This is a genomic window from Candidatus Paceibacterota bacterium (assembly GCA_035452965.1).
In the GTDB taxonomy this organism is placed as follows: Bacteria; Verrucomicrobiota; Verrucomicrobiia; order Limisphaerales; family UBA8199; genus UBA8199.
In genome coordinates this window covers 95,124-116,565 of sequence record DAOTCE010000006.1, presented here as the reverse complement: position 1 = coordinate 116,565, position 21,442 = coordinate 95,124, and the positions used below count along the sequence as shown (strand labels likewise).

The following is a 21,442-nucleotide window of genomic DNA, read 5'->3' as shown; positions in this document are numbered from 1 at the left end:
ATCCATGTCCTCTGTCAAAGCAGGGCATGCTTTGATCGACGCATTGCCCAGGACCGCATCGTTGACGAAAGTCGGCATTATTAACTCTCTTGGTTTGCGGGCCGAGAAACGAGCAGTATCTGGTCTGGTCAAATTGCTCAAGGACCACGACGCTCAGGTGGCTGCCGCCGCAGCAACTGCTTTGGGCCAAGTCGACGCTCCCAGAGGCCTTAAAGCACTGTGTGCCGCTCGTCCGGATTCCGCGGGGCCTGTCCGTGACGCAATCGTGGATGCGTGCCTCCGCTGCGCCAGCCGCCTTCTGGTGGAAGGCAGCCAATCAAAGGCTATGGCGATCTATCAGCAGCTTTACGATTCTGAGAGAAGGGACTCTGTCCGTACTGCTGCCTATCGCGGAATGATCCAGTCTTCCGGAAAAGAGACCCTGCCTTTGATGTCCCGGGCCATCACTGGCAAGGATGGTCCCAGCCAGACCGCTGCGCTGCAACTGGTAGGCGTAGTGACTGTTCCCGATGCGACCGAGACCATGGTTGGCTTGCTAAGCGGAGTTGATCACCCGGTCCAGGCCGCCCTGGTTGAAGGCTTGAGCCAGCGCGGTGATATATCCGCGACGCCAGCCATCGCAGCGACCGTGAGCAGCCCTGCGCCCGAGGTGCGGCTGGCGGCTATTAACGCGCTGGGCATTCTGGGTGATGCCTCGATGGTTCCTGTGTTGTCAGCCTGCGCGGCGTCCTCGAACGGCGAGGAGCAAAGAGCTGCCCGGCGGGCATTGGTGCAGCTGCAGCGAGGCAATCCAACCGAAACACTGCTTCGGGTTTTGCCCGATGCCAAACCCGATATCCAGGCTGAAATCGCTCGCGCGCTGGGCGAGCGCGGTGACAAGTTGGCGGTTCCCAAATTGATGGAGTTGGTGCGGCAGGGGTCTGGGTCGGCCCGTAAAGCGGCACTCAAGGCGTTGGCCGTGCTTGTGGACGACGCCGAATTGGACGCCATGGTCAAGTTTGTGGCGGAGGCAAAGACCGACACCCCCCGTGCTGAGGCTGTTGAAGCCCTCAGCTCCGCCTGCCACCAGGCTCAAATCCGGCGTGGCCGCGTGAACACGGAGCCTCTGCTGGAAGCGTTAGCGACCGGCACCACTGATACCCGCATTGCTCTCCTCCCAGTGTGCGGCGGTCAGATTGATCCCAAGACCCGCGCAGCCCTGCGCGCTGCTGTCGCGGCCTCCGATTCACGGGTTCGTGCCGCCGCCATTCGCGCACTTTGTGATTCCTGTGATCCTGAGCTGTTGCCTGACGCCCTCAGGGTCGCTTGCGAGGCGCCAGAAGAGAATCTCCGCACCTTGGCTATTCGCACCTGTGTGCGCCTTACCACCCAGGAGGAATCGATCAAGCTGCCGGCGAGGGAGCAGATAGAGCCCCTCAGGACTATCCTCGCCACGGACTTGAGCGCGGACCAGAAGCGCGTCGTGCTGGCTGGCCTCGCCGAGATTCCCGACCCTCAAGCGCTTGCACTTGCCGAACCGATGTTGAGAGAATCGTCCATTCAGCTCGAGGCCGGCCAGACCATTACCAGGATCGCCACTGCTCTGCCTTATGCGCAGGCGGAGGCGGCGACCAATGCCTTGGCGAGGGTGCTGGTGGCCATCTCGGACTCCGGCGCGCGGAAGGCCACCGAGGAGGCCTTGAAGGTTATCCAGGACGGCGCTGACCACATCATGACATGGCAAATTGCCGGGCCCTATCATCAGAACGGGAAGGAGTACAACGAACTGTTCGACATCGCTTTCCCGCCCGAAAACCCCGCTGCCCAAGACGTCGAGTGGAAGGCGATGCCGCCTGGCCCCGACGCGAAGCGCCCGTGGATCATGGATTTGCTACAAGCCTTGGGGGGCAATCAGCGCGTTGCTTACGCGCGCCATTGGGTTTATTCCAACCGGCAACAGCCCGCGCTGCTTGAGTTGGGCACCGACGACGGAGTGAAAGTCTGGTTGAACGACCAGGTTGTCCACACCAACAACACCTTCCGCGGCTTGCAGCCCGCGTCGGACAAAGCGCAGGTCAGTCTGACCGAGGGTTGGAACCGAGTTCTGCTGAAAGTGACACAGCTTAACCAGGGTTGGGCCTTCTGCGCGCGCCTGCGCACGCCCAACGGCTCGCATATGGACGGCCTGCGGTTCAGCGCCGAACCGCCCAAAACCGCATCGGCCGGCGCGCAACCCTGACCAGCCTCAGTAAACCACCTTGTTGAGGGGATACTCGATTATCCCCTCCGCCCCGGCGGCCTTCAGCGCGGGAATCATCTCGCGCACGATATGCTCGTCAATGATCGTCTCTACCGCCACCCAGCCTTCCTGGCTGAGACTGGAAATGGTCGGATTGCGCAGCGCGGGCAGAGCCTTCAGGAGTTTTGGGAGACTCTTTTGCGCCACGTTCATCTTCAGGCCAACCTTGGTTTCTGCTTCGAGCGCGCCCTGAAGTAACAGCGCCAGCCTCTGGATCTTCTGCCGCTTCCAGGTGTCCTGCCAGGAGGAGTGGTTCGCTATCAGCCGTGGGGTTGAAGTCAACAGTGTGTCCACGATGCGCAGCTTGTTTGCCCGCAGAGACGAGCCGGTCTCCGTGATATCCACGATTGCGTCCACAAGCTCGTGCGCCTTCATTTCGGTTGCGCCCCAGGAAAACTCCACCTCGGCTTTGACCTTGTGCCGGCGCAGATATTTCTTTGTCAGGTTGACAACCTCAGTTGCGATGCGCTTGCCCCGCAGGTCTTTCACGGACTGAATTGGCGAGTGCTCCGGCACCGCCAGCACCCAGCGGGCGGCTTGGCGCGTCGCCTTGCTAAACTGGAATTCACCCACCTCGTGCACTTTCGAGCCGTTCTCCTGAATCCAGTCGTGGCCGGTGATGCCGCAATCCAGGTAACCGTGCTCAACATAGCGGCTTATCTCCTGCGCCCGAATCAGCCGGATTTCCAGCTCCTCGTCATCCACATAGGGAATATACGAGCGGCTGCCGACTGAAATGTTAAATCCGGCCTTGCCCATCTTCTCAATGGTGGCCTCCTGCAAGCTGCCCTTGGGCAGCCCAAACCGCAGTGCGTGCTTCTTCTTCATGCTGTTAATTGGCTCTCTGGCACGAGGACGCGAAGAGCACTTCGCTGATTCGCCCGCTCGTGTGAACGGTCCTATTTGCCACAACCCCCCCGCCAAAGCGACCTTTTTCTTGGCGCCGCCTCAAGCCGGTCAGGCCGTGCGCCACAGCACGCGCCTGCCTCGGACGGTGATGTCGTCGCGCGCAATTGCTGCGACGCATCGCGGATACAAGACGTGTTCCGCCGCATGAATGCGCTGGTGCAGCGTCTCGGGCGTATCTTCATCCAAAACCGGCACGGTCTGCTGGCCGATGATGGGGCCGGAATCAACCCCCGCATCCACGAAATGCACCGTGCATCCTGTCACCTTCACCCCATGCGCCAAAGCCTGCTTCCAGGCTTCCAGCCCGGGAAAAGCAGGCAGCAGGGACGGGTGAATATTGATGATGCGCCTCGCGTAGGCGCCCAGCAGCGCTTCCTTGAGCACCCGCATGAACCCAGCCAGCACAACCAAATCCACCTCGGCGGCGCGCAGCGCCTCGATGTACGCTCGTTCCGTCTCCTCTTCCAGCCTGGTGCGATACTTGCCGGGTGGAATGTATCGCGCTGGAATTCCTCGATCGTTCGCGTGCTCAAGGATGCCCGCCTCTGCCACGTCGCTCAACACCAGTGCCACTTCCGCCGCCACTGTGCCCATCCGGCAGGCGTCGGCAATAGCCACGAAGTTCGAGCCCTTGCCCGAGCCCAGCACCCCGATGCGGAATTTGCGTTCAACCATCACGCCGCTTTCTTACAGCCACACCGGCAGACTCCACAAGCCCCAAGTCGTGTCAAACCACCAATTCCTTTCTCGCATCCTGAGCGGCACGCCATTACGCGGGACGTTCACGGCAGCGGCCGGAGAGCAGGAGTATGAGCGGAATATCAGCGGAATACGAGCTAAGCACGAGCGGATATCACGCCATACGAACGCCAATGGCAGGTGGTGCGCCCACTGAGCGCACGTAAGCGCATCCGGTGGGGCGTGGATAGTGAACACTCCCTTAGATACCGCAATCCATTCATACAATTCCCCATTCCTGAACCGAACAGGCGCCCGGGTGGAAATCGGCGCCGTGTCCATTTTTGAGACAGTGAGGCCTCCCGAGCACATCCGCCCTCACAGCCTCCCACAGCCAGAAGTGACCGGGCGACCACGTCGTGAAGCCTGTTACATCCCGGTGTGTATCCCATGTGGGTCGACCCTCATGGGATACACACCGTAGTCCCACTGGATGGTCGCCGTCGCAGCGCCGTAGCTGGCTTTGGGGTTGGCGTGCCTCGCGCCCAGGAGGAGGACGGGTGGATCCAGTGGTTGGGGCGGCGCTCGGCGGGCGTGGCCAGAATCACCCGGCTTGCGGCGCAGGTCTTGAGCTTCTTACCCGCTCGGTGAGACAATTCCAACAGATGCCGGCCAAGCTGGGATTCTGCGCAATGGGTAGGCAATAAGTTAGTGGATTCGCGAAATCACGCACTTAGGCTCAATCCTGCGAGGTTTGGAAGGGCGTCGAAGCAGTGGAAAAAGCCATGGGCGACCATGTGGCGGACAATGACGGATGCAAGAGACATGACAACGCCCGGACCGAGCGCGACAACACCCGAGGGCTTTGCGGAAGGAAAGCAAATTGGACATTGCCCGAACCTCCTGTTACCCTCCGCCCCACATTCAATGACTATGGCTAATAAAGCTTCTGAACCTGCCACCGCGGCCGGCGCCGCTGCGGCTCCCTCGGACTTCATCCGCGACATCGTCGCCGCCCACGTGGCCGAGAAGAAATACCCGCAAATCCACACCCGCTTCCCTCCGGAACCGAACGGCTACCTGCACATCGGGCACGCCAAATCCATCTGCCTCAACTTCGGCATCGCCCGCGAGTTCGGCGGCATCTGCAACCTGCGCATGGACGACACCAACCCAACCAAGGAAGACGTCGAGTATGTGGACTCCATCACCGAAGATGTGAAATGGCTCATCAGCGCCTGGGCGGATGACCGGCTCGGGTTCAAGCCCAAGGGCAAACTGGCCGAAGCCCAGACCGTCAGCGGCAAAACTGATTTCTACCTGGCGCCGATAACAGGAACGTCCAACATCCCGCTGGAGCCCTTCTACGCCAGCGACTATTTCGACCAAACCTACGAATACGCCTTGCAGCTTATCAAGAAGGGTGTCGCCTACGTGGACGACCTTTCCGCCGAAGACACTGACAAGTATCGCGGTTCGCCGGAGCGCCCCGGCAAGGAGAGCCCTTTCCGAACCCGTTCCGTCGAGGAAAACATGGACCTCTTCATCCGGATGAAGGATGGCGAGTTCCCGGATGGCACGCGCACGCTGCGCGCGAAGATTGACATGGCGTCGCCGAATATCTGGATGCGCGACCCGGTCCTGTACCGCATTCGCCACACCGAGCATCACCATACGGGCGCCAAATGGTGCATTTACCCGATGTACGATTTTGCCCACTGCCTTAGCGATTACATCGAGGGTATCACCCACTCGATTTGCACGCTGGAGTTCGAGGTGCACCGCCCGCTCTACGATTGGATACTCGAACAGCTAGACTTGCCTCGGCCCCTGCCGCACCAGTATGAATTCGCCCGCCTGAGCCTGGGTTACACCGTGATGAGCAAGCGCAAGCTGATGCAGCTCGTCAACGAGAACCTCGTTTCCGGCTGGGACGATCCCCGCATGCCGACCATCAGCGGTCTGCGGCGGCGCGGCGTCACTCCGGAGGCGCTGCGCGACTTCGCCTACAATATCGGCATCACCAAGTACAACGGCATCACCGACGTGTCCGTCCTGGAGTTTTGCATGCGAGAGGACCTCAACCGCCGCGCCCTCCGCCGCCTCGCCGTGCTCCGCCCGATCAAGGTCGTCATCACCAATTGCCCCGCCGGCCAGGTCGAAGAAGTGGAAGCCGTCAACAACCCCGAGGACCTGGGCGCCGGCAAGCGCAAGGTCCCCTTCGGCCGCGAGTTGTACATTGAGCGCGACGACTTTATGGAGACACCGCCGCCTAAATACTTCCGCCTGCGTCCGGGCGGCGAAGTGCGCCTCAAGTACGCCTACATCATCAAGTGCGACGAAGTGGTCAAGGACGCTGCCGGGCAGGTGGTGGAACTCCGCTGCACCGCCGACCTCGGCAGCAAGACCGGCGGTCCCACCGCCGCCCGCAAAGTCAAAGGCACAGTCCACTGGGTTAGCGCCGCGCATGCCATCGACGCTGAGGTGCGGCTCTATGACCGTCTATTCACCGTCGCCGAGCCTGATGCCAGCGGCGACTTCAAGCAGCATCTCAACCCGCACTCTTTGGAGGTTGTGACTGCCAAATGCGAGCCGAGCCTCAAGGATGCCAAACCAGAGCTTCGCTACCAGTTTGAGCGTCTGGGTTACTTCACGCTTGATAAGGACAGCACGGCAGGGTCATCTAGCCGGGAGGACCGGCCGAGTGGTCCGACCGTCCCCACCTTGGTGTTTAACCGGACCATACCCTTGAAGGACACTTGGGCCAAGGAAGCCAAGAAAGCGTAATCCAGCTTCCGCGTGGCTGAGCCTGCCGATCGCAGCCGGTCCTGCAACGCAGCCCTGCGAGTCTGCGGTATCGCCGACTATTAAGCGGGTCAGGACGTCGGTTTGCCCCCCCGGGGTCGCAGGCTTGGAAGCCTGCGCCAGAGGACGGGGGTGAAATCCGCGCGTTAAAACGGTTATCGCCGCTTGGCCAGCTCGGCGCAAGTGGCGTTGAAGAACTGCACGCACTTCGCGATCTCGGGCATCGAGTTGTCCCAGTTGTATTCGTACTCCACGCAGTAGGCACCTCGGAAGCCTTGACGCTTCAGTTCGGCCATTTGCGCCTTCACGTTGCCCACGCCGGTGCCCCAGGGTACGTCGTGCATCGCTTTGGATTCGCTCTTCTTCTTTTTCTTGGCTGGGGTTTGCGCGTTGGGGTCTTCCGACACCAAGTCTTTGAAGTGGAGGCAGATGACGCGCCCTTCGAGCTTCTTCAAGCACTCCACCGGGTCGAGCCCGGAGCGAAGCCAATGGCCCGTGTCGGCGCAGGCGCCCATGAGGGGGCTGCGACCTTTGACGGCTTCGAGGACGGTGTCGGGGTTCCAATACCGCGATGGCTTGGGATGGTTGTGGATGGCCACCTTGATGTTGTACTCCTTGCACAGCTTCTCGACGAGGTCGAGTGCCGCCGGTTCGGGCTCTGGCACCAGTGTATCAATGCCCATCTTCCTGGCGAACTCGAAGACCTTCCGGCTCTCGGCCTCGTCGGGCGGCAGCTTCACCACGCCGATGTTGACCAGCTTGATCCCCTTGTCTGCCGCCGCCTTCTTGATCGCCTCGGCGTCCTTGTCGGAGAGGGTTACTGTGGGAACGCTGTTCTTGCCATCGAGGCTGACGCTGCCGGACAGGCTCATACACTTCAAACCGAGCGCGGCAGTCTTGTCTATGCACTCGAAGATGGAGAACTTGCGGAACGTGTAGGCATGAATAGCCATCTGCCAGCCCAGCTTGTCAGCCGCGCTGGAAGCCTTGGCGGCGTCCTGGCCCAGCAGAGACGTACAAGTGAGGATGGTTAAGCTCAATAATGCTAGTTTTCTCATAATAGTAGTTCGCTACCATTGGACTATGGACTCTGGACTCTATTCAAACCCCCGGCAGCAGAGTGGGTGCGTTGCAGGAAATTCCGCTGGTGAATCGAGTCATGCATAGACGTTCCACGTAGTGATGCCGGTTGCCCGGCGCCTTTCAAGCTGAAAATGCGCTCCGCATCCCGGCATTTTTGCATGGCACTCCGATTGATGATTCGGCACATTCACCGAAAATCAACCATCAAACTATCGCCATATGAAACTCGGATTCGTCACCGCCATCCTTCCTGAACTCAACCTGAACCAGGTTCTCGAATTTGCCGCCGCCGAACGATTTGCTTGCGTCGAGGTCATGTGCTGGCCTGTCGGCAAGGCCGAACGGAGATTCGCTGGCGTAACACACATTGACGTTAGCGGCTTCACTCGCGTGCGGGCGGATGACGTCAACGCCCTGTGCGCGAAGCACGGCGTCAGCATTTCCGCCCTGGGATATTATCCCAACCCGCTGGACCCGGACCCCGTGGTTTCCCGGACTGCGGTGAGCCATTTCAGAAAGGTCATTCTCGCCGCCGAGGCGCTCGGTCTCAAATGCGCCAACACCTTCGTGGGCCGTGACTGTAACAGGACGGTGGACGAGAACTGGCCCCGGTTCCTTAAGGTTTGGAAGCCGATCATCGCCTTCGCCGAGGACCATGGCGTCAAGGTCGGCATCGAGAACTGCCCGATGTCCTTCTCCCGCGACGAGTGGCCCGGCGGCAAGAACCTCGCGATCAGCCCCTTCATTTGGCGGCGCATGTTTAGCGATATTCCCTCCCGGAACTTCGGTCTCAACTACGACCCGTCGCATCTGGTGTTGCAGCACATGGACCCGCTTAGCCCGCTGCGCGAGTTTAAGTCCAGGTTCTTCCACCTGCACGCCAAGGACATGATCGTACATCCTGAGCGCCTAAACGAGGTGGGCGTCTTCGCGTTTCCCAAAGAATGGCATACGCCGCGCATTCCGGGGCTGGGCGACATCAACTGGGCCAAGTACATGGCCGCACTCTATGAGATCGGCTACGACGGCCCCGTGTGTATTGAGGTCGAAGATGACACCTTCGGCAAGACGCTTGCCGGGCGGAAGCAGGCGCTCCGGGTCGCCAGGAATGTACTGGAGCCTTACTTTTGAACAACTAAGACAGGAAGGCGCGGACGATGGAACGGAATTCTAGCTTATGCGCTGGGCTCCTCCGTAAGCTTCGCTCGGGGTTTCCCGTCTTCGTGGCTTCGCTGTTGATTCTATGTGTGCCTTTCGTGGCAGCGGGTGCCAAAGCGACAATCAGAGAATACGATTGTGTCTTCACGACCTACCCTTATTCCGACCCGGACCCCGTTCCGTCTATGTCCCGGTACTACCCCTACTTCCGTTACGATGGCTTCACCGACAAGCCGATCCAGAAGAAGTGGAAGGTTGTGGAACTTTCCAATCAATACCTGCAAATCCTTATCCTGCCCGAGGTTGGTGGGAAGGTCTGGACCGCGATTGACAAGACAACCGGCAAGCCCTTCATCTACTTCAACCACGTTGTAAAATTCCGCGACATCTCAATGCGCGGACCTTGGACCAGCGGCGGTATCGAAGCCAATTACGGCATCATCGGCCACACCCCCAACTGCTTCTCGCCGGTGGATTACCTCGCCCGCCGTAACCCCGACGGCAGCGCCAGTTGTATTATCGGTGTGCTGGATCTGCTTACGCGCACGACGTGGCGATTGGAAATCAACCTGCCGCCGGGTCAAGCCTGCTTTTCCACACGCTCGTTGTGGCACAACTCCTCGGGCGCCGAGCAGCCGTATTACACCTGGATGAACGTCGGCATCAGAGCGGCCGGCAAACTCGAATTCATCCATCCCGGCACGCACTACATTGGTCACGACGGTAGCGTACATGAATGGCCCATTGAACCAAAGCGCCAACGCAACCTCTCTTGGTATGAGCGGAATGACTTCGGCAGCTACAAATCCTACCATGTCCTGGGCCGGCTTGCCGACTTCTTTGGCGGTTACTGGCACGACGAGGACTTCGGTATGGCACATTGCGCGGCTTACGGTGACAAGCCAGGCCGCAAGATTTGGATTTGGGGCCTGTCCCGCGAGGGGATGATCTGGGAGGACCTCCTGACCGATACCAGCGGCCAATATGTCGAAGTCCAGTCTGGCCGCCTGTTCAACCAAGCCGATAGCTCCAGCACGCTGACCCCCTTCAAGCATGCCGAATTCCCGCCTTACGCCACGGATACCTGGACCGAGCACTGGCTGCCGGTGAAAGGCACCAAGGGCTTCGTCACCGCCAGTAGCTGGGGTGCGCTAAATGTTACTGCCCAGGACGACCACCTCACTATCCGCATCTCGCCTGCCCGGCCGCTGCGCGACAAACTCGAAGTGTTCGATGGCGAGCGCCTGCTCGCGGCGCGAGAACTGTCCCTCAAGCCCATGCGGCCGGTGGAGGAAATTGTACCGCTTGCCGCGCCGCCCAGGGCGCTGCGAGTGCGCGTGGGCGGCGATAGGCTGCAATACACCGCAGGTGATGGGGACGTTCTCCACCGACCTATCGCCACGCCGCCCGGCTTCGACTGGAACTCCGTCTACGGCCTTTATCTCAAGGGCAAGGAAGAGGTGCGTCAGCGCGGCTATGCCAAGGCCGCCGAGTCATTTCAGGCCTGCTTGAAGCAAGATGCCAATTATGCGCCCGCACTCGTGGAAATGGCCGCCCTGGCCAATCGCCGTGCCGACTCGGCTGCGGCGCTCGGTTTCGCACGGCATGCGCTGAGCATTGATACCTATGATCCCTGTGCGAATTACCAGATCGGCCTTGCCAGCGCCGCTCTGGGATGCTGCGCTGATGCTAAAGCAGCTTTCAGCCTTGCCGCGCTCTCGCCCGCCTGGCGCAGCGCCGCCAACTCTGAGCTGGCCAGGGAATACCTTCGTGAGCGCCTCTATGACCGCGCGCTCGCGAGTGCCAGGGAGAGTCTATATAGCAACGTCCGCAACCTCGAAGCTCTGCAACTATGCGCCTGCGTCCAGCGATTGCGAGGCGACCACGCCGGGGCGGATGCCGCATTGGCCGCCCTGCTTGGATTCGACCCCATCAACCACTGCGCGCGTTTCGAGCAATACCTGCGCGGCAAGAAGACCGCCAGCGATTTCACCGCGCTCATCCTCAACGAACTGCCGCACGAAACCTTCCTCGAACTGGCCGTTTGGTATCATGGCGTGGGACTCGATAACGACGCCGCCAACGTTCTCGACCTCGCGCCACGGACGCCTGAGGTGCTTTACTGGCTGGCGTACTTGCGGCGCGACACCAACCTGCTCGTCCGCGCCGGGGTGGCATCCTTCGAACTGGCCTTCCCGTTCCGGCCCGAGTCCATTCCTGTTTTCGAGTGGGCCGCGCAGCAGCGCCCCTCCTGGCAGGCCAACTATTTCCTTGCTCTGATCAGGTGGCACCTGGGCCAACAGCCTCAGGCCCGCAAACTACTTGCGGCCTGCGGCGACGAACCGCGTTTTGCCCCTTTCTATGCCGCCCGCGCGCAACTCATCGCGGAAAGTGCTGTGTCGGATTTTGAGCGGGCCGCCCAGCTCGACCCGGCTCAATGGCGCTATGGTGCAATGCTGGCGCGCAACTACCTCAGACATAGTGACCCGGCTGCCGCCTTAAGTGTCGCCTCCGATTACGCCCGGCGCTTCCCAACGAACGACTCACTGGCCCTGCTGCGCGCCAAGGGCCTGCTTCGTACCGGCCAATATCAAGCCGCAGCGGAGTTCCTTAAATCGCTTCATCTCCTGCCTGCTGAAGGCACTACTGAGGCCCGAGCCCTCTTTCACGAAGCCCACTTGATGCTTGCCGTCGAACGCCTCCAGGCAGGTGCGATCGAAGATGCGCTCCGCCTAGTCAACACTGCCCGCCAGTGGCCGGAGTCGCTCGGCGCGGGCAAGCCGTACCCCGAGGACCTTGACGAGCGGCTCGAGGATTGGTTTGACGCACAGTGTCAAGTTGCGCTGAAGAATCCAGCCGCCGCTCGTCAGGTCCTTGACAGGATCCTGGCTATCCCGGCGCGCAAGGAAGGGCAGGGGACTGGTGACTTGATCCGCGCCTTGGCCCTTAAACTATCCGGCCGTATCGCCGATGCCGAACAGGTTATTGAGAATTGGCAGGCGCAAGACTCCGGCTCCGAGTTGGCCGGATTTGGCGCTGAACTCTTCGCTGGCCGCCTGGCCAATTTGCCGCCGCGCCTCGATGCCCTGGCTTGTCGAGTTCTTGCGGGCATCGCGCGCGCCGGTTTTCATCCTGAACCTCTGCCGTGACAAGCCGCTAGCAAGGAAGCACCCTTGGCACAATAGAGCTGCAGGCAGTCCCCTGCCCGACGATCCGACCCGCGCGTTGGGCTGCGGTGTGCAGAGGACTGCCCGGCCTGCCTTTGCCAGGGATCCAGGCAGGACTTAGTAATCGCTTTACAGCACGGGCTTAACTGCACAGGATATAGGCGTGGATGTAGCATCGTTCCGCGAAAGCAGTGCTGAGGGAATCCCGAGGCAGCAAGATTTCGGGTTTCAGCCTCAGATCGAATTGGATGCCGCGATCGAGCGGTCGCAGGAGCATTTGCTGGGCTTGCAGAAACCTGAGGGCTACTGGCACGGGGAGTTGATTGTGGATGCGACGCTGCCTGCGGACATGGTCGCCTATCACCATTGGAACGGCAAGGTGGACCCCCAATGGCAACGCAAAGCGGTCAATCATATTCTGTCCATGCAGTTGCCTGACGGCGGGTGGAACATCTACTACGGCGGTCCGGCGGAGGTTAATGCGACCATCAAAGCCTACCTGGCATTGAAGCTGGCCGGGGTGCCCGTTACCGACCCGCGCATGCTGCGGGCGCGCGAGGTCGCGCTTAACCTCGGCGGCGTCCCGCGCATGAACACTTTTTCGAAGCTCTACTTGGCGCTACTGGGGTTGTTCCCGTGGGATTACGTGCCAACGATTCCCTGCGAGGTAATCCTCATCGGGAAGTGGTTCTACGTGAACATCAATGAAATGAGTTCGTGGAGCCGCTCAATGCTGGTGCCGCTGGCGATTATCAATCATTTCAAACCGACCCGCGACCTCAAGAAGAAGATCAACTTGAATGAGCTTTACCCGGAGGGCATCCATGAGCGCGACTTGGCGCTTGCGCCCGATCCTGAGCGAATTACGTGGCGCAATTTTTTCCTCTGGCTGGATCGGGTGCACAAGTTCGCCGAGTGGTTCGCAGAACACAACATCCATCCCTTCCGCAAACGCGCGCTGCGCAAGGCCGAGCAATGGATGCTTGAGCGGTTTGAAGGGTCGGATGGTTTAGCGGCCATCTTCCCCGCAATCCTGAACTCGCTCATCGCCCTGAAAGCGCTGGGTTACCCGGATGACCACCCCAAAGTCCAGCAAGCTGAGCATGAGTTGAAGAAGCTGGAGCATGAGACGGAGCAGACCATCCGAATCGAGCCCTGCTTATCGCCGGTTTGGGACACGGCCATCGTCAGTATGTGTTTGAGTGAATCCGGTGTGCCCGCCAGCCATCCGGCGCTCAAGAGGGCGGCGGAGTGGTTGATGGATAAGGAAATCCGGTTCCGCGGTGACTGGCAATACAAGAACCCCGCCAAAGTCGAGCCGAGTGGTTGGGTATTTGAGTTCGCGAACAAGTGGAACCCGGATGTGGATGACACCGCGATGGTGCTCCTGGCGCTGCGCAAAGTTCCGACGGACGACCGACAAAGGCGCGATGAGTGTTTCCAGCGCGGCCTGAAATGGATGCTGACCTTCCAATGCAAGGATGGCGGTTGGGCTGCCTTCGACAAAGACTGTACAAAAGGTGTGCTGGAGAAGGTTCCCTTTGCCGACCATAATGCGATGCTGGACCCCGAGTGCGCCGACATCACGGCGCGGATACTGGAGTTGCTCGGTTACGAAGGCTGGAACGTGGAACATCCCCAAGTGCAGAAGGCGCTGCGGTTTATCCGCGAGCACCAGGAAGAAGACGGCTCGTGGTACGGTCGCTGGGGGGTGAATTACATCTATGGCACATGGCAGGTCCTGCGCGGTCTGCGCGCCCTCAATCTCGAAATGGCTGAGCCGTGGCTAGTCAAAGCTCGGGATTGGCTCGAAAGCGTTCAGCACGAGGACGGCGGGTGGGGCGAGCGTTGTAATACTTACGACGATCCGGTCTTCAAGGGTCAGGGCCCCAGCACGGCTACCCAGACAGCCTGGGCGACCATGGGTCTATGCGCATTTGATGACCCGACCCGCCCCAGTCTCCAGCGCGGGATCGAGTATCTTTTGCGCCACCAGAATCCAGATGGCTCCTGGACGGAGCACGAAACCACCGGCACGGGCTTTCCGAAGGTGTACTATCTTAAGTACGACATGTACCGGAATGCGTGGCCACTGTTGGCGCTCACCACATACCGCAACCTGTTGTCCCGGGCTGGGTCAAATGGCAGCGCGAAGCTGGCAGTTGAATCCGCTCGCGCGTCAATCCAGCCGACGGACACGAGTTTAGATCGCGTGACGCAGGCCGAAATGGAATCCGCGCGGCCTGCCAGCAAGAAAGGGCTGCAAAGAATCGGGACGTGACCAGTTGAAGGGTAACGCGATCCGTAACCCGGCTGTTCGCAACGTTGACACGTCCTGCTGGCCCGCCCATGCTCCTTGCGAATGGTTGAAGAAACGGCGCAAATAGTCTCTAACGAGCGCGACAGCGACCTGTACCTCAGGATGGTCCTGTGCGCCCCGCAGATTGCGCCGCTGGTCCAGCCCGGGCAGTTCGTGCACGTCCGCATCCTGCCGTTGAAGGACGCACTGTTGCGCCGGCCGTTTAGTGTCTTCCAAGTATCCACCGGCAACCTGTCAATTCTCTACAAAACTATCGGCCGTGGGACCGAGGTTCTGTCGCGGATGCGCCCCGGCGAGGAACTTAGCCTGATCGGGCCCCTTGGCCGCGGGTTCACCGTGCCATTGCCAGCCGGCGAGATTCCGCTGCTCATCGCCGGTGGGTACGGCATGGCCGCGCTGTACTTGCTGGCCCAGCGTTCCCCGCAACGGGGGATTGTATTCGTCGGCGGCCGTCGGCGGGTGGACATTCTATGCGAGGCGGAATTTCGCGCGCTTGGATGGGAGGTGCGTGTCACCACCGAGGACGGCAGCCAGGGAGAAACAGGCCTTGTGACTCAAGCATTGCTGAAGGAGTTGAGGCGCGGCATGCCGGGCCGAAAATTATTCGCCTGCGGCCCAACCCCAATGCTGAAGGCAGTCGGTCGGCTCGCGGCAGAGTTCAACTTACCGGCAGAGCTTTCGCTCGACGAGCACATGGGCTGCGGCATCGGTGTATGCCTGACTTGCGTGGTTCCAATCAAGACTGCCGAGGGTTGGGAATACCAGCGCACCTGTACCGAGGGACCAGTCTTTGATTGCCGGCAAATCGCCTGGGAGGAGGGCCTATGAACTTGGCGGTCAAGATCGGCCCGCTGACGCTGCAAAATCCGGTGACCGTGGCCTCGGGCACCTTTGGATACGGCATTGAATACTCCCGGCTCATTGATCTGAACCAACTCGGCGCGGTGGTCGTCAAGGGCATCCGTCTTCATGCCGTTCGAGGTAACCCGACACCTCGCACAGCCGAGGTTGCCAGCGGTCTGATCAATGCCATCGGCCTGCAGGGACCGGGCGTGGAAGGCTTCAGCCAGAAGTACTGGCCATTCCTGAAGGGGCTTAAGGTCCCCACCATCATCAACATCTGGGGCACGACGGTCGACGAATACGCGGAAGTAGCCCGCTACTTTGGCGCCCTCGGTGGCGTTGGCGCTCTCGAGCTGAATGTCTCCTGTCCTAATATCAAGGAAGGAGGCGCGCAATTCGGGACGGACTTGAAACTGCTCAGCCAAGTGGTGGCCGCGTGCCGAAAGGCGACGAAACTCCCCTTGATCACCAAGATGAGTCCTAATGTGGTTAGTATCGTTCCTTACGCCCGTGCGGCGGAGGCTGCTGGGAGCGACGCCCTTTCCATCATGAACAGCTTTCCAGCCATGGCGATTGACATCGAGACACGTCGGCCCAGGCTGGCCAATGTTACCGGTGGCTTGACCGGACCTTGCATCAAGCCCATCGCCATCAAGTTGGTCTGGGAGGCGGCGAATGCTGTGAAGATCCCAATCATCGGTATGGGCGGCATCCAAACCGCCGCCGACGCCATCGAATTCATCCTTGCCGGCGCAACCGCAGTAGCAGTCGGCACGGCAAACTTCTATGAACCCCAGACGGCGTTGCAGGTTATCGCCGGGCTTCGCCAGTTCATGGACGACAACCGGATTGGAGACGTCCACCAGCTCATAGGCGGGGTCAAGACGCACACATGAGGTGTCGCGGTGATTGGGGGTTGTCCAAGGAGCCAGATTCCGCTTCCGATTTGGACGTGTCCGCACCCCTTGTTTTCCTGCTTTCTTGGCTTGACCCCGGTCCACGCCGGAGCTATAAACACAACAATTGACGGGACTTAACAACGAACTTCATTTCTTATGACTCTGACGAAGCGTGACTTGGTTCTTCGTATTTGCGAGGACACGGGGCAGGCGCAGCAGCATGTGTTTGATATGGTGCAGCGGACGTTTGATCACATCATCAAAGCACTAGCCAAGGGGGAGAAGGTGGAGTTGCGCAACTTCGGCATATTCGATGTTCGGGTGCGCAAGGCGCGACTCGGGCGCAATCCGGCCGCGCCGGAGACCAAAGTACCGATACCCGAACGTTGCGCGGTCAAGTTCAAGGCCGGCAGAGAAATGCGCCTGGCGGTCCGCAAGCTCGCCCCCAAGTTCGCAGCCAAACCCCCGACGCAGCCGCACAAAACCTGATCCGGGGCGGAGGTTGGTTTCTACGCGCTGGGCCGTGCCTGTAACCTGCGCGCGGTGTTGCTCTCGGACGGGCACACGTCAACGTCCGCCTCATTTTTATGGAACGACTACCCGGATTTCGCGACTTCTATCCCGAGCCATTGCCACAGCCTGACGTGTGGAGTGCCGATGCGCGCCAATACATCTTCGACAAGTGGCGGAGCATGGCGCGGCGCTACAGTTTCCGCGAATACGATGGCCCACCGCTCGAACCGCTGGAGCTCTTTACGACCAAGAGCGGCGAAGAAATCGTCGGCCAGCTCTACAGCTTTAGCGATAAAGGCGAACGGCTGGTGTCCCTGCGCCCTGAAATGACTCCCACGCTCGCGCGGATGGTTGCAGCGTCGGAGCGGGCTTACAAGAAGCCATTGAAGTGGTTTGCACTGCCCCAGCTCTTCCGCTATGAACGCCAGCAGAAGGGCCGTTTGCGCGAGCACTTCCAGTTCAATGCCGACATCATCGGCGAAAACGACCCAGCCGGCGATGCCGAGTTAATTGCGCTCTTGATCGATACTCTCCGCTCATTCGGCCTGACCGAGCGGGATTTCGTGATCCGCCTGAGCAGCCGAAACGCGTGGCAGGACTTCTTCCGGCGGCACCACGGAGACGCGGCACAGGAGTATGCATTCTATCAGATTATTGACAAGCTGGAGCGCGAGGCGCCGGAGCGTAGCGATGAGAAGCTCAGGAGCGCGGGCCTTAGCCTGAGCGAGGTGTCGTCCTTCATCGAGCGGGGCGAAGCGGTCGGCGAACTGGATGCCATTCTAGAGAACCTCGCTGCGCGCGGCCTTAAGGACTACGTGAAAGTTGATTACCATGTCATACGCGGATTGGCCTACTACACGGGGGTAGTGTTCGAGGCGTTTGACCGCACCGGGGAATTTCGCGCCATCGCCGGCGGTGGCCGCTACGACAAGCTGGTTAAGCTTATCAGCGGGGGCAAAGTGGACCTCCCCGCCCTGGGCTTTGGAATGGGCGACGTAGTGCTGTTGGAATTCCTTAAGGCCCGCGGCTTGCTGCCGAAGTTTGACGCGTCTATTGCCGCATTCTGCCTGATTGAAGATGAAACCTTGCGCGCCGTTTCTCTGAAGTTCATTCACGATCTGCGTGCGGCTGGATTAACGGTGGACTACTCGCTGACGTCAGCGAAGCCAGACAAGCAGTTCAAGCGCGCGCAGGAACTCAAGGCCGCGCACACCGTGAGGGTCGAACGGAATCAGGCCGGTGAACCAGTGGCAAGAATCAAGAACCTGGCGACGCGCCAGGAAGCCATCGTTCCGCTGGCGGAGGCTGCAGCGCTCATGCAGCGGGCAAGCAAAATATGATCCTGGGGGGCTGAGGGGTAGAGCCAATCGCGCTGTGCCCACCAGAACTACCCTGCGGCAATGATGGGGCGAGGCTGCAGCCTCCCGCGGGCAGATGTGATTTTTCCGCAGGCTATGCCTGGGCGGATTTGGGCGCGGCGTCAGCCGCTGCGCGGCCTTCCTTTTCTTTGACGAGCGTTGCGCCCTTGCCGAGGCGCTTGCGCAGGTAGGTGAGCTTGGCGCGCCGGACTGAGCCTTTGCGCTCAACTTCTACTTTCTCGACCCGGGGAGAATGCAGGGGGAAGACGCGTTCCACGCCCTCGCCGTAGCTGATGCGCCGAACAGAGAAGGTCGCATTTAGTCCATGACCGCGGCGACCAATCACCACACCGGAGAAGATCTGGATCCGCTCCTTGTCGCCTTCGACCACCTTCGTATGCACGCGCACCGAATCGCCGACCGCGAAATCTGCGGCGTCTTTGCGAAACTGTTCCGATTCTATTTTGTCAAGTAATGCCTGGTTCATAAATTGTCTGCCTCTGATAGCAGGTCTGGCCGGCGCTCTCTTGTTCGCAGCCGCGCCTGCTCGGCTCGCCACCGGGCGATTTCCGCATGGTTGCCCGAAAGCAACACTTCCGGGACCTTCATCCCGCGAAACTCGGCCGGCCGCGTAAATTGCGGGTGCTCGAGCAGGCCCTGGCTGAACGAGTCTTCCCGGGCACTGCCTTCGTCGCCCAGCACGCCGGGCAACAACCGGGTGACCGCGTCAATGATCACCATTACCGGCAACGCGCCGTTCGTCAAAACGTAATCGCCAATGGACAACTCATCGTCCGCCAAATGCTCGCGCACTCGCTCATCAAACCCTTCATAGTGGCCGCAAACCATCAGCAAATGGTCGAGTGCCGCCAGTTCGCGCGCAATGACCTGATTAAACCGCCGGCCCGCGGGCGAGAGCAAGATGACGCGCGTGTTCTCGCGCGCCAGACCTTCCACTGCTTCAAAGATCGGTTCGGGCTTCAACAGCATGCCCGGTCCACCGCCAAAAGGCCGGTCATCCACGGTCCTATGGCGGTCATGCGCATAATCGCGCAAATTGTAAATCGTCAAATCCAGCCGGCCCGCTTCTCGCGCGCGCTTGATGATGCTTTCGTCCAGCGGCCCCGCGAACATCGCGGGGAACAGCGTCAGCACGTCAATTCTCATCTTCCGGTTAGGGTCTGGGTTTGCGCCATTATTGCCGCCGGATCGCGTCGCGCGGAACAACGCGCCGAACCCCCAGATCCGGTCCCGCTCAGTTGGCCGGTTTGTCCTCGACGATTTCCAGCGTGCAGCGCAGCCCCTTCTTGGCGCTGCCGGCCAGCAACAAGGACCGGATCGCGTTAATCGTCATGCCCTGCCGGCCAATGATCTTTCCCACATCCTGCGGGTGCAATCGCAACTCATAAACCGTCGTGCCCTCGCGCTCCACCGGAGTGATCGTCACCGTGTCCGGATTCTGCACCAACCCTTTGACGACGTATTCGAGGAACGCTTGCATGGTCCAGACGTTGTCCCTACGCCTTGGCGGCTGCGGCAGTTTTGGTTGCTTTCTTAATGAAACTGGCGACAGTATCGCTCGGCTGCGCGCCTTTGCTGAGCCAGTATTTGGCCCGTTCCAGGTCCAGCGTGAAGTTATCACCCTTCTTCCGGGGTAAATACGTGCCCAGCTCCTCGATGAACTTCCCATCTCGAGGGCTGCGGCTATCCGCCACGACAATGCGGAACGCAGGCGTGTTCTTAGCCCCGATCCGCTTCAAACGAAGTTTAACTGCCATAAGTAATCAATTTCTCTGGCGTCGGCCACATTCAGGCCGCCCGCCTTTTAGGGTTTTCCCAAAAAGAGGGGAAAGCCTAGACTTGGTGCGGAGACTTAGCAAGCCCTGAATTTGAGCTTTTTTCTTTAATTCCGCCCTCCGAACCACCCCAACTCGCAAACTCCGCTTGCCGAACACCGCCGCTGATGGTCTCATGTTACTCAAGCAAATGCAGCCTCTGGCTCACAAGACCTGCTCCGCGGTCGGCGCCGATACTCCCGAGCTGCCCTTGGATTACGCTCCCGTCCGCAAGCGGGGCCCGGGCCGACCACTTGCGGACGAACTGGCTGACTTCCGCGAATTCGGCCAAGAGACCCGCACGCTGGTTAGCAGGATCCCCGGTGCCGCCGGCGGCCTCCTGGAGGTCCCCGTCTTCATCAACGAATTCTGGACCGCCAAGCAGCGCCAGGCCAGTTCACTTCACGAGATTTCCTATCGCGCCTGTTTCAAGCCGCAATTACCGCGCTTCTTTATCGAGCGCCTCACGCAACCGGGTGAGACTGTGTATGACCCGTTCATGGGGCGTGGCACCACGGTTCTGGAAGCAGCGTTGCTGGGGCGCTTGCCGTGCGGTTGCGACATTAATCCTCTTAGCCTCGTCCTAACCCGCCCGCGCTTGTGCCCACCGAGCCTTGTGGATGTCGCACAGCGCCTACGGCAGATTGACTTTGCCTCGGCCGACGAATTTCCGGAAGAACTTCTCGTTTTCTTCCATCCCGATACCCTCCTCGCCATTGCCTCGCTCAAGCAATACCTGCTCGCGCGGCGGGCCGCGAACGCGCTCGATGCCGTGGATGACTGGATTTGCCTGATCGCGCTGAACCGACTCACCGGTCATTCGCCGGGATTCTTCTCCGTCTATACCCTGCCGCCCAACCAGGCCGTCTCGGTCAAATCGCAGCGCAAAATCAACGCCGACCGCAAGCAAACCCCGCCTCTTCGCGACGTTCCCGGCCTCATTCTCAAAAAGACCCGCAAGCTGCTGCGCGACTGCGACGCGGCGACCCGCAGCGTGCTCGCGGAGTTGGCCCCCCACGCAGTCCTGCTCTCCCAAACTGCGGCGCAAACGCCTCAAATCGCCGCTCAATCCGTCTCACTGGTAGTTACCTCGCCCCCTTTCCTCAACGTCGTGGACTACGCTACCGACAATTGGTTGCGCTGCTGGTTCCTCGGCCTTGACGCCCGTTCCGTGAGACTCACCGTCCTCAGCAAACTCGAACTATGGCAGGCCGCCATGACCGAGGTTTTCCAGGAGTTGCATCGTGTTCTGAAGCCCGGCGGTCACGTCGCTTTCGAAGTGGGCGAGGTCCATGCCGGCAAGACCCGGCTCGAAGAAGCCGTACTGCCATGCGGTGTTGCTGTCGGCCTGGACCCGGTGCTGGTGCTCATTAACGACCAGCAATTCACCAAGACCGCCAACTGCTGGGGCGTGGACAACATGACAAAGGGCACCAACAGCAACCGGATCGTCCTGTTCCGCCGCTCGTAGACTTGGAGGGAGGGGGGGCGACAATTTCCCTTCCTCACCGCGGGAGCAGGGGAGTTCTAAAGCAGACAGATAAACAAGGCTCTTCGCAAGTTTGCGGGAGACAACGATGGCGATTCGTCTTCCCG

17 protein-coding genes are annotated in these 21,442 nt (G+C 60.3%); 10 read left to right on the top strand and 7 right to left on the bottom strand.

Going from position 1 to position 21,442, the window contains the following annotated elements; translation table 11 throughout:
• The first annotated feature begins 394 nt into the window (after window positions 1-394).
• Window positions 395-2,218: a HEAT repeat domain-containing protein gene (locus tag P5205_07960; protein HSA10293.1), complete on the top strand. Its 1,824-nt coding sequence runs from the start codon at window positions 395-397 to the stop codon at window positions 2,216-2,218.
• A 6-nt stretch (window positions 2,219-2,224) separates the two neighbouring features.
• On the opposite strand, the gene hisG is transcribed toward P5205_07960, so the two are convergent.
• Window positions 2,225-3,106 carry an ATP phosphoribosyltransferase gene (hisG, locus tag P5205_07955; GenBank protein ID HSA10292.1) on the bottom strand — a complete coding sequence of 294 codons (882 nt, stop codon included), beginning with the start codon at window positions 3,104-3,106 and terminating at the stop codon, window positions 2,225-2,227.
• A gap of 129 nt (window positions 3,107-3,235) precedes the next feature.
• Window positions 3,236-3,862 (bottom strand): phosphoribosylglycinamide formyltransferase, encoded by a 627-nt coding sequence (purN, locus tag P5205_07950; protein HSA10291.1) that lies wholly within the window; start codon window positions 3,860-3,862, stop codon window positions 3,236-3,238.
• Window positions 3,863-4,798: 936 nt separating this feature from the next.
• On the opposite strand from purN, the gene P5205_07945 reads away from it, so the two are divergent.
• Entirely contained in the window at window positions 4,799-6,652 is a 1,854-nt protein-coding gene (locus P5205_07945; GenBank protein HSA10290.1) for a glutamine--tRNA ligase/YqeY domain fusion protein, read from the top strand.
• 173 nt (window positions 6,653-6,825) lie between these two features.
• On the opposite strand, the gene P5205_07940 is transcribed toward P5205_07945, so the two are convergent.
• Complete coding sequence (locus tag P5205_07940) at window positions 6,826-7,728, bottom strand: sugar phosphate isomerase/epimerase (GenBank protein ID HSA10289.1); 903 nt, start codon at window positions 7,726-7,728, stop codon at window positions 6,826-6,828.
• 244 nt (window positions 7,729-7,972) lie between these two features.
• Between P5205_07940 and P5205_07935 the strand changes: the two genes are divergently transcribed.
• The 7 genes from P5205_07935 (at window position 7,973) to hisS (ending at window position 17,993) form a co-directional block, all read left to right on the top strand.
• The gene (locus P5205_07935; GenBank protein HSA10288.1) at window positions 7,973-8,884 is read left to right on the top strand and encodes a sugar phosphate isomerase/epimerase; all 912 of its coding nucleotides are present in this window, start codon (window positions 7,973-7,975) and stop codon (window positions 8,882-8,884) included.
• Between the two features lie 212 nt (window positions 8,885-9,096).
• Window positions 9,097-12,060, top strand: coding sequence for a DUF5107 domain-containing protein (locus P5205_07930; GenBank protein ID HSA10287.1), 2,964 nt, complete (start codon window positions 9,097-9,099; stop codon window positions 12,058-12,060).
• Between the two features lie 181 nt (window positions 12,061-12,241).
• Window positions 12,242-14,359 (top strand): squalene--hopene cyclase, encoded by a 2,118-nt coding sequence (gene shc, locus P5205_07925; protein HSA10286.1) that lies wholly within the window; start codon window positions 12,242-12,244, stop codon window positions 14,357-14,359.
• An 81-nt stretch (window positions 14,360-14,440) separates the two neighbouring features.
• On the top strand, window positions 14,441-15,226 hold the full coding sequence (locus P5205_07920) for a dihydroorotate dehydrogenase electron transfer subunit (protein ID HSA10285.1): 786 nt from the start codon (window positions 14,441-14,443) through the stop codon (window positions 15,224-15,226).
• On the top strand, window positions 15,223-16,137 hold the full coding sequence (locus P5205_07915) for a dihydroorotate dehydrogenase (protein HSA10284.1): 915 nt from the start codon (window positions 15,223-15,225) through the stop codon (window positions 16,135-16,137). The genes P5205_07920 and P5205_07915 overlap by 4 nt, the downstream gene beginning before the upstream one ends.
• Before the next feature lie 159 nt (window positions 16,138-16,296).
• Entirely contained in the window at window positions 16,297-16,629 is a 333-nt protein-coding gene (locus P5205_07910; GenBank protein ID HSA10283.1) for an HU family DNA-binding protein, read from the top strand.
• 98 nt (window positions 16,630-16,727) lie between these two features.
• Window positions 16,728-17,993, top strand: a complete 1,266-nt coding sequence (hisS, locus tag P5205_07905; protein ID HSA10282.1) for a histidine--tRNA ligase — start codon at window positions 16,728-16,730, stop codon at window positions 17,991-17,993.
• A 112-nt stretch (window positions 17,994-18,105) separates the two neighbouring features.
• Here the strand turns inward: hisS and rplS are convergent, their stop codons facing one another.
• The 4 genes from rplS to rpsP all read right to left on the bottom strand — a co-directional run bounded on the left by rplS (window position 18,106) and on the right by rpsP (window position 19,789).
• Window positions 18,106-18,498 (bottom strand): 50S ribosomal protein L19, encoded by a 393-nt coding sequence (rplS, locus tag P5205_07900; GenBank protein ID HSA10281.1) that lies wholly within the window; start codon window positions 18,496-18,498, stop codon window positions 18,106-18,108.
• A complete protein-coding gene (gene trmD, locus P5205_07895) occupies window positions 18,495-19,178 on the bottom strand; it encodes a tRNA (guanosine(37)-N1)-methyltransferase TrmD (protein ID HSA10280.1) in 684 nt (227 codons plus the stop codon). Before trmD ends, rplS begins: the two co-directional genes overlap by 4 nt.
• A gap of 88 nt (window positions 19,179-19,266) precedes the next feature.
• A complete protein-coding gene (locus P5205_07890) occupies window positions 19,267-19,512 on the bottom strand; it encodes a KH domain-containing protein (protein ID HSA10279.1) in 246 nt (81 codons plus the stop codon).
• Window positions 19,513-19,528: 16 nt separating this feature from the next.
• Entirely contained in the window at window positions 19,529-19,789 is a 261-nt protein-coding gene (gene rpsP, locus P5205_07885) for a 30S ribosomal protein S16 (GenBank protein ID HSA10278.1), read from the bottom strand.
• Between the two features lie 208 nt (window positions 19,790-19,997).
• On the opposite strand from rpsP, the gene P5205_07880 reads away from it, so the two are divergent.
• A complete protein-coding gene (locus P5205_07880; GenBank protein ID HSA10277.1) occupies window positions 19,998-21,317 on the top strand; it encodes a DNA methyltransferase in 1,320 nt (439 codons plus the stop codon).
• Window positions 21,318-21,442 lie beyond the last annotated feature (125 nt).